This window comes from Promicromonospora alba (assembly GCF_042654905.1).
Lineage (GTDB): Bacteria > Actinomycetota > Actinomycetes > Actinomycetales > Cellulomonadaceae > Promicromonospora > Promicromonospora alba.
Genome location: NZ_JBHSFI010000006.1, coordinates 171291 through 183303 on the forward strand (window position 1 = coordinate 171291; position 12013 = coordinate 183303).

The 12013-nt window shown below is 72.0% G+C and carries 15 protein-coding genes; 7 read left to right on the forward strand and 8 right to left on the reverse strand.

Translation table 11 applies throughout. The features are described from left to right. Positions 1–167: 167 nt before the first annotated feature. Positions 168–242 carry a 50S ribosomal protein bL37 gene (locus ACFO6V_RS20370; RefSeq protein ID WP_156968370.1) on the forward strand — a complete coding sequence of 25 codons (75 nt, stop codon included), beginning with the start codon at positions 168–170 and terminating at the stop codon, positions 240–242. 123 nt (positions 243–365) lie between these two features. Here the strand turns inward: ACFO6V_RS20370 and rsrA are convergent, their stop codons facing one another. Both rsrA and ACFO6V_RS20380 read right to left on the reverse strand, forming a co-directional pair. Further along, positions 366–641, reverse strand: a complete 276-nt coding sequence (rsrA, locus tag ACFO6V_RS20375) for a mycothiol system anti-sigma-R factor (RefSeq protein WP_377138582.1) — start codon at positions 639–641, stop codon at positions 366–368. Beyond that, positions 638–1423: a sigma-70 family RNA polymerase sigma factor gene (locus ACFO6V_RS20380; RefSeq protein ID WP_377139176.1), complete on the reverse strand. Its 786-nt coding sequence runs from the start codon at positions 1421–1423 to the stop codon at positions 638–640. The genes rsrA and ACFO6V_RS20380 overlap by 4 nt, the downstream gene beginning before the upstream one ends. 449 nt (positions 1424–1872) lie before the next feature. Between ACFO6V_RS20380 and ACFO6V_RS20385 the strand changes: the two genes are divergently transcribed. Genes ACFO6V_RS20385 through ACFO6V_RS20400 form a run of 4 tightly spaced genes read left to right on the forward strand, consistent with a single transcriptional unit; the run spans position 1873 to position 5422 of the window. Next, on the forward strand, positions 1873–2346 hold the full coding sequence (locus ACFO6V_RS20385; protein ID WP_377138585.1) for a DoxX family membrane protein: 474 nt from the start codon (positions 1873–1875) through the stop codon (positions 2344–2346). 53 nt (positions 2347–2399) lie between these two features. After that, positions 2400–3719, forward strand: coding sequence for a 3-phosphoshikimate 1-carboxyvinyltransferase (aroA, locus tag ACFO6V_RS20390; RefSeq protein WP_377138588.1), 1320 nt, complete (start codon positions 2400–2402; stop codon positions 3717–3719). Positions 3720–3761: 42 nt separating this feature from the next. Continuing rightward, positions 3762–4898, forward strand: coding sequence for a ribosome small subunit-dependent GTPase A (rsgA, locus tag ACFO6V_RS20395; protein ID WP_377138591.1), 1137 nt, complete (start codon positions 3762–3764; stop codon positions 4896–4898). A 2-nt stretch (positions 4899–4900) separates the two neighbouring features. Continuing rightward, a complete protein-coding gene (locus tag ACFO6V_RS20400; RefSeq protein ID WP_377138594.1) occupies positions 4901–5422 on the forward strand; it encodes an endonuclease V in 522 nt (173 codons plus the stop codon). A gap of 39 nt (positions 5423–5461) precedes the next feature. Here ACFO6V_RS20400 and ACFO6V_RS20405 read toward each other — a convergent pair whose 3' ends face one another. The 3 genes from ACFO6V_RS20405 to ACFO6V_RS20415 all read right to left on the reverse strand — a co-directional run bounded on the left by ACFO6V_RS20405 (position 5462) and on the right by ACFO6V_RS20415 (position 7371). Continuing rightward, on the reverse strand, positions 5462–5890 hold the full coding sequence (locus ACFO6V_RS20405) for a VOC family protein (protein WP_377138597.1): 429 nt from the start codon (positions 5888–5890) through the stop codon (positions 5462–5464). A gap of 77 nt (positions 5891–5967) precedes the next feature. After that, positions 5968–6603 (reverse strand): DUF6928 family protein, encoded by a 636-nt coding sequence (locus ACFO6V_RS20410; protein ID WP_377138600.1) that lies wholly within the window; start codon positions 6601–6603, stop codon positions 5968–5970. Positions 6604–6747: 144 nt separating this feature from the next. Then, positions 6748–7371 carry a hypothetical protein gene (locus ACFO6V_RS20415; protein ID WP_377138603.1) on the reverse strand — a complete coding sequence of 208 codons (624 nt, stop codon included), beginning with the start codon at positions 7369–7371 and terminating at the stop codon, positions 6748–6750. 101 nt (positions 7372–7472) lie between these two features. Here ACFO6V_RS20415 and ACFO6V_RS20420 point away from each other — a divergent pair, with 101 nt between their 5' ends. Together ACFO6V_RS20420 and ACFO6V_RS20425 are read left to right on the forward strand one after the other, a co-directional pair. Then, positions 7473–8153, forward strand: a complete 681-nt coding sequence (locus ACFO6V_RS20420; protein WP_377138606.1) for a TetR/AcrR family transcriptional regulator — start codon at positions 7473–7475, stop codon at positions 8151–8153. 105 nt (positions 8154–8258) lie between these two features. Then, complete coding sequence (locus ACFO6V_RS20425) at positions 8259–8822, forward strand: DUF6912 family protein (protein WP_377138609.1); 564 nt, start codon at positions 8259–8261, stop codon at positions 8820–8822. A 170-nt stretch (positions 8823–8992) separates the two neighbouring features. On the opposite strand, the gene hisN is transcribed toward ACFO6V_RS20425, so the two are convergent. From hisN to ACFO6V_RS20440, 3 genes are all read right to left on the reverse strand, one after another. Then, complete coding sequence (gene hisN, locus ACFO6V_RS20430) at positions 8993–9778, reverse strand: histidinol-phosphatase (RefSeq protein WP_377139179.1); 786 nt, start codon at positions 9776–9778, stop codon at positions 8993–8995. Positions 9779–9885: 107 nt separating this feature from the next. Then, positions 9886–11169, reverse strand: coding sequence for an AAA family ATPase (locus ACFO6V_RS20435; protein ID WP_377138612.1), 1284 nt, complete (start codon positions 11167–11169; stop codon positions 9886–9888). After that, positions 11166–11846 carry a hypothetical protein gene (locus tag ACFO6V_RS20440; protein WP_377138614.1) on the reverse strand — a complete coding sequence of 227 codons (681 nt, stop codon included), beginning with the start codon at positions 11844–11846 and terminating at the stop codon, positions 11166–11168. Before ACFO6V_RS20440 ends, ACFO6V_RS20435 begins: the two co-directional genes overlap by 4 nt. Between the last annotated feature and the right edge of the window lie 167 nt (positions 11847–12013).

Genomic DNA, 12013 nt, shown 5'->3' on the forward strand with positions numbered 1-12013 from the left:
GGTGCTCGTGACTGGCTCGGACCGTCGATGCCTCAACGAGATATATCGCGTTGGCCTCAGTCACGATATATCGCGTTCAACCGTCCGGCAACCCCTTTGCGGCCGGACAACCTCGCGATCTGTGGGATCATGGACCCATTCAGTCCGTCACCTGTCAGGAGACACCCATGAGCAAGCGCGGTCGTAAGCGCCGTAGCCGCAAGGGCTCGGCCGCCAACCACGGCAAGCGTCCCAACGCCTGAGCCGGCTCAAGCGTCCGTCAGGACCATGAGCCGCCCAGCTGGGCACGCGAAAGGGCCGGAACCCATTGGGTCCCGGCCCTTCGTCATGCCCGCCTGCGGTCAGCCCGACAGGTCACGGACAGGTCACTCGACGACGGTCATGACCGTCAGCTGCTCGTGGATGCGTACGCGCAGCGTGTCCGGCGCGCGCTCGCTGCAGGAGCGGCGCACCAGCTGCTTCACGAGGTCCTCGACGCTCAGCTCCGCCAGGCACGGCGAGCAGTGGGCGACGTGCGCGCGCATGCGCGTCTCGTCCTCCGGCGTCATCTCGGAGTCCAGGTACTCGTAGAGGTGTTTCAGTGCGTGCTCGCACTCGGACTCCCCCGCGGTGTCGTGCGGGATGGGTTGGATGTTGTTCACTGCGCACCTCCGGGCGCCTGGCTGACGAGTCCTCGCTGAGCGGCATAGTCGGCGAGGAGCTCACGCAGCTGCCGTCGTCCGCGGTGGAGCCGGGACATCACCGTCCCGATCGGAGTTCCCATGATCTCGGCGATCTCCTTGTAGGGGAAGCCCTCGACGTCGGCGTAGTACACGACCATCCGTCGATCCTCCGGGAGCTCGGCGAGCGCCCGCTTCACATCGCTGTCCGGCAGCCGGTCCAGCGCCTCGACCTCCGCCGAGCGCAGGCCGCGCGACGTGTGCGACGCCGCGCGCGCGATCTGCCAGTCCTCGACGTCCTCCGCCTGGGACTGCTGCGGCTCGCGCTGCTTCTTGCGATAGCTGTTGATGAACGTGTTCGTGAGGATGCGGTACAGCCAGGCCTTCAGGTTGGTGCCCGGCCGGTACTGGTGGAACGCCGCGAACGCCTTGGCGAACGTCTCCTGCACCAGGTCCTCGGCGTCCGCGGGGTTGCGCGTCATGCGCAGCGCCGCGGAGTACAGCTGGTCGAGGTACTGGAGCGCGTCCCGCTCGAACCGCGCGGCGCGAGCCGCGGCGTCCTCCTCCTGCGGGGAGCGCTCGGTGCTCTCGTCGTCGCCGGCGGTCCCCGGGCTGGTCACGGCGCTGGGCTCAGTGGTGCTCTCGGCCGCGGTCGCTTCCGTGGATCCGACAACACCCTCGCTCGCGCTCTTGTCGGGGCGCGCCCCGACATCGGTGCCGATCTCGTCGGCACCCTGGTTCTGCTCGCGGGAAGTGTCAGTCATCGCACTTGAGCCTAGCCTCGTCGGCCAACCCGTGTTCGCCAGGGCCGCCGACAGAGCGTCTGCCGTGGCCTTCGCCGAGGACAGCACCTGGTCCACGTCCGTGCCGAGCAGGTGCGGCGGGACCGCACCGAACATCACGGGCGGCACCTGCGCACCCGACGTCGAACCAGCGGTCACGCCCGACATCGGGTTCGTCCCCGCGCCGATCGCTCCGCTCGCCACCATGCTGGTCGCCGTATCTGCCACCGTGCCGATCACCCTGCTCTCCACCGGATCCTTCTCGAGGCATCGCTCCACGACGGGTTCAACCCTCGCCCCCGGCGTCGAATTCCCGGTGTGTCCTGGACCATCCCCGCCCCGGGCCGCGCGCCGAACCGCACACGGAACCGCAAAGGTTTCCGTGCCGCCATCCTGCTGCATTCGTCGCCCTCATCTGCCAAGGTGGAGGCATGCTGCTTCGACACATCGCGCGACCCCTGCTGGCATCGTCGTTCATCTACGACGGAGTGCAGGCTGCCCGGAACCCGAGCGAGCACGTGACCGCGGCCAGGTCCGGGTCCACCCTGGCCACCCAGGCGCTGGGCGCCGAGCCACTCAGCGAGAAGCAGGTCACCACGCTCGTCCGCGCGCACGGGATCGCCACCGCGGCCGCGGGCACGCTGCTCGCACTCGGCAAGGCGCCACGCGCCTCCGCGCTCGCGCTGGCCCTGCTCACGCTGCCGCTCGCCGTGGTGAACCAGCCCTTCACCGCCCCGAAGGAAGAGCGCCCCGTGCGCACCGACCGGTTCCTGCACAACCTCGCCTCCGTGGGTGCGGCCCTCATCGCGGGTGCCGACCTCGAAGGCCGGCCGGGGCTGTCCTGGCGGGTCCAGCAGGCGCGTGCCGCACGCGCGGAGGCAAAGGCAGCCGTCGTCAAGGCCTGACGCACGGCGACACAGAGCCGCTGCTCCGGCACGGTCCGCGATAATCTCGGCACATGACTTCCTCCACCACCGCGCCCGCACCGACATGGGAGGCGCCGCTGGCCGGCGCCCCGCTGGACGCGACGGTCGAGATACCCGGCAGCAAGTCGCTCACCAACCGGCTCCTGGTGCTCGCGGCACTCGCGGAAGGGCCCGGCACCCTGCGCGGCGCCCTGCGCAGCCGGGACGCCGACCTGATGATCCGCGCCCTGCGCACCCTGGGCGCCCGCATCGAGGTGGGCGACCACCCGAGCACCCTTCACGTGACGCCCGGCCCCGTGGCCGGCGGCACCGAGGTGGACACCGGCCTGGCCGGCACCGTCATGCGATTCCTGCCCCCGTTCGCGGCGCTCGCCGACGGCCCGGTCCGGTTCGACGGCGACCCGGAGGCCCGCGTCCGCCCGATGCTGCCCGTGCTGGCGGCCCTGCGCACCCTCGGCGTCACCGTGCACGACCCCGGGTCGAGCTCCGCCGAGCTGCCCACCCACCTCCCGTTCACCGTGGAGGGCCGGGGCAGCGTGCCGGGCGGCGCCGTCGACGTCGACGCCTCGGAGTCCTCGCAGTTCGTCTCCGGCCTCCTGCTCGCGGCCGCGCGTTTCGAGCGCGGCCTGACCCTGCGGCACATCGGTGCCACGCTGCCGAGCCTGCCGCACATCGAGATGACGGTCGCCACGCTGCGCGACGCCGGCGTCGTGGTCGACGACTCGCGCGACGGCATGTGGGGCGTCGCCCCCGGGCCGATCGCCGCCCGCGACGTCCGCGTCGAGCCCGACCTGTCCAACGCGGCGCCGTTCCTGGCCTCCGCACTGGTGGCCGGCGGCACCGTCCGCATCCCCGGCTGGCCGACGCTGACCACGCAGCCCGGCGCCATGGTTCCCGAGCTGCTGGAACGCATGGGCGGCACCTACACCCTTGCCGACGGCGTCCTCTCCGTGACGGGGACCGGCAAGATCCACGGGATCGACGTCGACCTGCGTGCGGGCGGCGAGCTCGCACCCACCTTCGCGGCGCTGGCCGCGCTGGCGGACTCCCCCTCCAGGCTCCGGGGCATCGCGCACCTGCGTGGCCACGAGACCGACCGCCTGGCGGCGCTGGCCCGCGAGATCACGCGGCTCGGCGGACAGGCCGAGGAGACCCGCGACGGCCTGGTGATCACCCCCCGGCCGCTGCGTGGCGACGTCGTGCGCACCTACGCGGATCACCGCATGGCGACGTCCGCCGCGCTGCTCGGGCTGGGTGTGCCCGGCGTGCGGGTGGAGAACGTCGGCACGACGGCGAAGACGCTGCCCGACTTCACCGGTATGTGGCTCCGCATGCTCGGCTCGGCCTCCTGATGGGCGTCTGCTGATGGGCGTCTGGCTCATGGGGCCCGCCTGATGGGCCGCCGCGGCATCGACGAGTCGGACTTCCACTCCCGCCCGTCCAAGCGCGGCTCGCGCCCCCGCACCAAGCAGCGCCCCGAACACTCCGACGCCGTGACCGGCCTGGTCACCGGCGTGGACCGCGGGCGGTACACGCTCCTGGTCAAGGACGCCGACGCGGGCGCGGCCGGGACGTCCGGCGAGAAGATCGTGACCGCGATGAAGGCCCGGGAGCTGACCCGCACCCGCGTGGTCGTCGGCGACCGGGTGGACGTCGTGGGCGACGTGTCGGGCGGCGAGGGCTCGCTCGCCCGGATCGTGCGCATCCAGGAGCGGACCTCGACGCTGCGCCGCACCGCCGACGACACCGACCCGTACGAACGGATAGTCGTCGCCAACGCGGACCAGCTGGTCATCGTCACGGCACTGGCCCAGCCCGAGCCCCGGACCGGCATGATCGACCGCTGCGTCGTCGCCGCCTACGACGCTGGCATGTCGGTCCTGCTCTGCCTGACCAAGGCTGACCTGGCCTCCCCCGACGCGCTGCGCGAGCTCTACGAGCCGCTCGGCGTCGAGGTGGTCGTGACCCGCCGGGAGGCGTCCAGCGACGAGGCCGACCGGGCGAACGTCGCAGGCCAGTCAGCCGGGGGCATGGTCCTGGCACCCGAGTCCGTCGAGGAGGTCCGCGGCAGGCTGCGCGGCCTCGTGTCCGTGCTGGTCGGCCACTCCGGCGTCGGCAAGTCCACGCTGATCAACGCCCTGGTGCCGGACGCCAAGCGGGCGACCGGTGTGGTCAACGACGTGACGGGCCGCGGCCGGCACACCTCGACGTCCGCGGTCGCGCTCGCCCTGCCCGTGTCGCCGTCGGACGGCGAGCCCTCCGACGCCTTCGACGGCTGGGTGATCGACACCCCGGGTGTCCGCTCCTTCGGCCTCGCCCACGTCGAGGTGTCGCACCTGCTGCGGGCGTTCGACGACCTCGACGACGTGGCCCAGGAGTGCCCGCGCGGCTGCACGCACCTCGCGGACGCGCCGGACTGCGCGCTCGACGACTGGATCAAGGCGTCCCCGGAGGAAGAACGGCCGGCCCGCGAGGCCCGGCTCACCTCGTTCCGCCGCCTGCTCTCGTCACGGACCGGCTCGGACGCCTGACCGTGACCGGCAGCTCGCGCTACGGCGCGGTGGACGTGCAGTACCTGGACGACGGCGGGGCGCGGGCGGCGCTGGTCGTCTCCGAGGACGCGTCGTTCGCCACGCTGGTCGAGGAGTACACCGTGCTCGTCGAGGGGGTCGCCGCGTACCGGCCCGGACACTTCTACGAGCGTGAGCTGCCCGCGCTGAAGCAGGTCCTGTCCGGCGTCGCGCCGGTGGACCTGCTGATCGTCGACGGGTACGTGGACCTCGACCCCGCGGGGAGCCTCGGGCTGGGCGCCCACGTGGCCGACGCCGGCCTCGCTCCCGTCGTCGTCGGAGTCGCCAAGACCCGGTTCCGCACGGCGACACATGCCGCCGAGGTGCTGCGCGGCCTGTCGGCCAAGCCGCTGTACGTCACGGCGTCCGGCATGCCGGTCGACGCCGCCGCGGCCCTGGTGCACGCCATGGCCGGCGACGCGCGGTTCCCGGACGCACTGCGCCGCGTGGACCGGCTGGCGCGTGGGGCAGTTCCCGTCGCCTGACGCCTGCCACTGAACTCCCGGCTGGACCCGCCGGCGAACTCACGACTGCAGGAACATCCAGCGGTGACCCTCCACGTCCTCGGCGCGATACAGCCTGCCGTACGGGGCCTCCTCGATCTGGGAGAGCAGTCCGGCACCGGCCGCCTGCGCACGCGCGAAGTGGGCATCGATGTCGGCCACGCGGACCAGCACGCCGTCGATCACCCAGGGTGTGGACAGCCACGCGTCCGCCGCCGTGCAGTGCTTGCGGTGCACCGTCGGGCCCTCGTAGGACGCGAGCTCCGACAGCATCAGGCGCCCGCCGCCGGCGTCGAGCTCACCATGGGAGAGATGGCCGTCGTCGTCCAGCCAGCGTTCCGCCTCGGTGAAGCCGAAGGCCTCGATGAGCCAGTCCATGGCGGTGACGCCGTCCTGGTAGGACAGCATGGGGATGACTGCGGGTTCGGCAACGGGTGTGGGTTCGGACATGACAGACCTCCTCGCTCTCGAACAAATGTACGAGTCTTTCGACGATCTGTCGAGCGAGACCTGTCCCGTGCCCGCGGCTACACGACCTGGAAGCCGAACAGCTCGACGGCCCACGGGTCCAGCCGGCCGGCGGACGGGCCGCCGTCGTCGGACCCGTCGCCGCTGAATCCGAAGAACTCCTGCAACGCGTGCTCCCCGAGGACCAGCGGGTGGAAGGGGAACGGGTACGCGGTGCCGCCCGGGGCCGGATGCCTGCCCGCCCAGAACGGCTCCTCGAACGCGAGCCGGTCCCCGGTGTCCTCGAGCACCCCGTCGTCGGGCGACAAGCTCAGGGAACGCACCAGGGCGCCGTCCTGCCACACCGCGAAGGCGAACCAGTCGACGGCGCTGTGCATGGCGTGCAGGTAGAGCGTGCGGCCCAGGCTCGCGTCGACCAGGTGCGCGGGCAGCTGCGAGGGCCGGTCGAGCATGAGCGCCTGGTCGCACAGGACGTCCACCGCCGGCGTCGACAGCGCGCACGCCCGCCCCTGCGGCGGGAACACCGCGTCACCAAGCTCCCACGGCTCCTCACCGTCCGGCTGGATCCGCGCCGGTGGCCACAGCAGGCCGAGCAGCTCGGCGGCGCCCGCCTCGTCGGCGAACTCCGCGGCGTCCGCCAGCCCCTCCGCCACGTCGCCGTCCGCGTACACGAGCATCGCTGTCTTGGCGCCCATCATCGTCTCCTGCCCTCGGCTGCCGTGCCTGCCCCGACGCCCCCGCCCCGGCGCCGCACACGAGAGTACGGGCACCTGGTGACACCGCCACTCCACTCGCGCAGAGTGGACCGGCGACAGTCGTCCGTCGTCGATCAGACACGGTCAGGCGAAATGGCCGCTGGCCGCTGGGATCGCGAGCAGCACGACAACGGTCGCCGAACCGACCGTCGCGAGCGCGAAGCGCGCCGCGATGGCGAGCAGGAGCCACGAGGGGAACTGTCCGGCCGCGGCATTGACGAATGCGGCGACGTCCATCCCCTCCAGGCGCGGATCATCGGACTTCCGGAACACCGCGGTGACGTATCGGGTGGTGAAGACCTCGCCGGGCATGATGACCAGGCCCAGGAGGAGCATGACCGCCATGGCAACCCACGTCGCGATCCGGCCAGGGCCGCTGCCCGCCAGGACGAGCACAGCCAGGATCGTGAGCACGACGCCGATCGAGCAGGCAATCGCGATGCTGGCGCGGCTCGCCGTGAAGTCGATCCCGTGATCGGACAGGAGATCGACGGGACGGCCCTGCCGACCCAGGTCAGCCTCGGCCGCCCGCTGCGCGGCGACGCCATAGCGGGCGCCGCCGAGCGGCACGATCACGAACGTCGCGGCGAGCAGGAGCTGTAGAACGCCGGCGATGAGGACAACAGTCATGTGGTGCTCCAGTTCAGCCGAGGGTGAGGAGGATGAGCACGGCAGCCGAATCGCCGAAGGCGATCGCGTGGCGAGCACCCTCCGGTTCTTGCACTAAGTAAAAGTGAACTTATCAGGCGACTTGGACTAAGTGCAAGCGCCGCTTCGAACTTTGTTCAACCCAGCGATAGGCTGGAGCGATGCCAAAGCCCACCCTGACTGCCGGGCAGATCGTCGACGTCACCATCGGCCTGCTGGATGAGGAGGGCCTGGACGGGCTGAACATGCGGGAGCTCGGCAGACGCCTCGACTCGGCACCGACAGCCGTCTACTGGCATGTCAAGGACAAGGACAACCTCATCCGGCTCGCCGCGGACGAGGTCTGGAACGAGATCGCGCTGCCCGCACCCAACAGCGCCGACTGGCGGACTGCCGCCGAGCATCTGGCCTCCGGGCTGCGCGCGATGGTCCTCCGGCATCCCTGGATCACCCAGGCCCTGAGCGGCTACCTGCTCTACGGCCCGGGCAAGTCGCGTTTCGACGACTGCAACCTCGGCGTGTACGAGCAGGCCGGGTTCCATGAGAGCCAGGCCGATCAGGCCGCCGCCACCGTGTTCGTCTTCGTCCTCGGCAGTGCCATCGGCGACGCGGCCAACGTCTCGCTGACACGCAGGCTCGACCGTAAGGGCGGCGACGCGCAGCAGCAGCTACAGGAGGCGATACAGCGAGCCACGGACATCGCCGTCCAGTTTCCCCGCCTGCGCGCGCGCCTCGAAGCGGACGCCGCCGGCACTGGCTACAACGACGCCCCAGACCACACCTTTGAGTTCGGCCTCAAAGCCATCCTCGACGGCTTCCAGGAACGCCTCGACGCCGACTGACCTGGTCCTGGTGGCCGAGGTAAGCCTGCCCGGCGCCGGTCGGCGCACGACGGCAATACCGCCGCGGCTACCACACCGCCGTCTGATCACCGGCAGACTGTGCACATGCGCATCTACGTGCCCGCAACGCTCGACGAGCTCGACGCCGTCACCCACACCTCCGGGGCTGCCCGCTGGACCGTCGCCCCGCGCCGTGTGCACGCCGTCACGAAGGACCTCGAGGCAGGCCTCCCCGACGAGGACGCCGAGGGGCTCGAGTACATCGCCGCGCTGAACGCCGCAGACGACTCCCTCGCCCTGATCGCGGGTCGCCCCGACGCCGCGCACCAGCGCGTGGTCATCACGGTAGAGGTACCGGACACGGCAGTCGGCCCGGTCCGAGGCTCTACCTCCGGCGATCCTGACGACGACGAGGCGGTCGCCTCGGAGATCGAGGTCGTCAGCACCGTCGAGAACGTGGCGATCGTCTGCGTGCACGTCGACGAGCTGGAGGCCGCCGCCGACATCGCGGACGTGCTCGCGGCGGCTGACGAGGAGAGCGACGCCGAGGCGACCGCCGACGTCGGCGCGGAGTCGGAGACCGCGCTGGACGCGGCGCTGCAGCGCGTCACCGACCGCGACCTGCTCTGGTACGACTGGAGCGAGATCAAGAACATCCCCCGCGCCTGAAGCACCCGCCTGCCTCCCGCGACCCACCCGCCTGACCCGACCAACCACCCTGCCGGCGTGCCTGACCCGACCCTGCCTGCCTGCCTGCCGCAACCTGACGACGAAGGCCGCGGGGTCCGAGATACCGCGGCCGCCCCAGCCAAAGGATCAGGACCCCCGCCAAAGGGCGCTCAAGCCAGGTAGTCGAGCGCTTCCTTGTGCAGCTTGCCGTTCGTCGCGATCGCGTTGCCACCCCACGGCCCGGCCTTGCCCTCGAGCGACGTGAACGTCCCGCCGGCCTCGGTGACGATGGGCACGAGGGCCGCCATGTCGTACACCTCGAGCTCGGGCTCCGCGGCGATGTCGACCGCGCCGTCGGCCACCAGCATGTACGACCAGAAGTCACCGTACCCACGCGTACGCGCGCAGGCCCGCGTCAGGTTGAGGAATCCGTCGAGTGAGCCGCGCTCCTCCCAGCCGCCGAGGGACGCGTAGCTGAAGGACGCGTCGGCGATCCGGGACACACCGGAGACCGACATCCGCGAGGCGGCGGCCAGGGACTTGCCCGTCCACGCGCCCGAACCCTTCGCCGCCCACCAGCGGCGGCCCAGCGCCGGTGCGCTGACCAGGCCGACGACCACGTCCTCGCCGTCGGCGAGGGCGATCAGCGTCGCCCATACGGGAACGCCGCGCACGAAGTTCTTGGTGCCGTCGATCGGGTCGACGATCCAGCGCCGCGCGCCGTTGCCGGCGGAGCCGTACTCCTCACCGACTATCGCGTCGCGCGTGCGGGCACGGGCGAGCTGCCCGCGGATGAAGTCCTCGGCCGCCCGGTCGGCGTCGGTGACCGGCGTCAGGTCCGGCTTGGTCTCGACCTTGAGGTCCAGCGCCTTGAACCGAGACATGGTGATGGAGTCGACCTGGTCGGCGATCACGTGCGCCAGACGCAGGTCGTCGGCGTAGTTGTCCTTCGTCATGGCGGCCACGCCCACAACCTAGCGCCGGATGCCACTTTTCCGCCGCCGAGCCGCGCCGATCGGGCTGATTGTTACGCGGGAGCCCCGAGCGGTCGCAGCCAGGGTCGTCACACGCCAGCGGGCACGAGCTCCCGGACCCGGCTCGCGAGCCCCACGAACGCGGCCCGCGCCGGGGAGCCAGGGGCGCACTCGGCGAGCACCCGTCCCGCCAGCAGCGCGGCGTCCAGGCCCGCCGGGTCGTCGGGCACGAGGTGCACGTCGTCGACCCCCGCGTACCGCGCGAGCGCGTCGCGGACCTGGGACTCGGCCCGCCGCCCGACGGCGGAGTCCCGTACCCGGTTCACCACCACGAGCCGTGGCGCGGGCACGGGCACGGCCGCGTCGCGCAGGTCCTCCAGGCCCCGCACCAGGCGCTGCATGCCGACCGGATCCGCGCCGCCGACCACCACCACGACGTCGGCCGCCTGCAGCGCACTCAGGGTCGCACCGTTGCGCTGGGGCGCACGCGTGTCGTACATGAGGAGCTCGTCGGTCTCGAGGACCGGGCCGCAGTCGACGACGGTCCACGCGGCGAGCTCGCGGCACCGCTGGAACACCATGTCGAGCGAGGCGGCAGGCAGCTCGGGCCAGCGGGACGCCCTGGTGATGCCGGTCAGCACCCGCACACCAGGCAGCACCACCGGGCTGTGCCCGGCGAGCGTCACGACGTCGAGCACACCCTGCCCGGCCGCTCGGGCCGCCGCGGCGAGGCCCGGTGCGTCGTCGAGCAGCCCGAGGCGAGAGGTCACGGACGACGCGTACGTGTCGGCGTCGGCCAGCAGGACGGTGCGCGTGCCGTTCGGCGGTGCCGCTGGACGCGTCCGGCGCAGCAGGCCGGTGCGGCGCGTAGCTGCGGTCCCGACCCCGGCGAGGGCCGCGGCGAGCTCGATGGCGGTGGTGGTCCGGCCGGGCGACCCGACGGGGCCCCAGACCGCGATGATCGTGCCGGGTCTGCCTCCGAGGTCGGGGAGGGCTGCGACGGGTGCCGCCACCTCGGGGGCGTCGCCACGCACGGCGGCGACGAGGTTCTCCGCGTCCCCCTCGGCCACCACGACGTCGCACCCCAGCCCCGCGAGGCGTCCGGCCGGGGCGGCCCGGTCCTCGAGGGCCACGACCCGCAGGCCCGCGCCGCGCAGCCGCGCCACCGCCTCCCGGTCCAGGCCCGGCAGGTCCCCGGAGACGACCGCGGCCGTCCCCGCCCCTGCCTCGGCCGCCGCAAGGAGCTCTGCCAGCTCCGCGCACCGGCGCGCCACGGTCACCCGCGGCTGCGCGCCGAGCACGGTGACGGCGTCCGCCTCCACCCCGGGCGCATGCACCGCCACGAGCACGGTGACCGTCCGCTCGTCGCTCATCGGACGTCACCCGCCACCGGTACGACGGCGACCGTGCCGGCGTCCGACAGCGCGCTCAGCACCGTCGGGAGCGAGTCGGCAGGGACCAGGACGTGCAGCGTCACGGTGCCGTCCACGATCATCCCGCCCTCGCCGGTATCCACCTGCTCGACGACGACGTTCCGCGCGAGCGTGCTCGGCGCCGGCTTGTCGTCGGCGGCGTCCGGCGCGATCGGGGCCTCGGGCACGAACCACAGGTCCACCACCGCGCCGGCACGGATCCGGTCCGAGAGGCCGGAGGTGACCGGCACCGCCACGGATCGGACGTCGGCGTCGGCGCCGAGTGCGGTGAGCGGGACCAGCTCGCCGTCGTCCACCACACGCAGCACCACGAGGTCGGCGGGCAGCGGCTCGTCCGCGGGAAGATATCGGCCCGTCCCGGCACCGAGCCGGACGTCCACGGCACGGAGCCCGTCGGCCGTGAGGGGCTCACCGGGTGTCAGCGCACCGTCCGCGACGAACGCCGGTACGGTGCGGCTCGCCGACGACACCACCCACGAGCCGAGCGCCACCGACACCGCGACGATGACGACGCCGGTCAGCAGGCGCGGATCACGCCAACGAGGGCGGCGCAGCCGCGTGGCCACCGGCTCGGGGAGTGCCTGACCCGAGCCCGAGGGTGCCGGGGCATACGTCATCTCGAACCTTCCGCGTACTTTGGTGGACTTTGGTTAGACCTTCGCGTACAACTTCGCGTACGAGTCGAAGCGACGATCCGGACAGAATGGCGCACAGCGTAGGCAGAGCGCCGGAACCATAGTGATCGAACGTCGCCGATCCGGCATCAGATAGACACTTCTTGTGG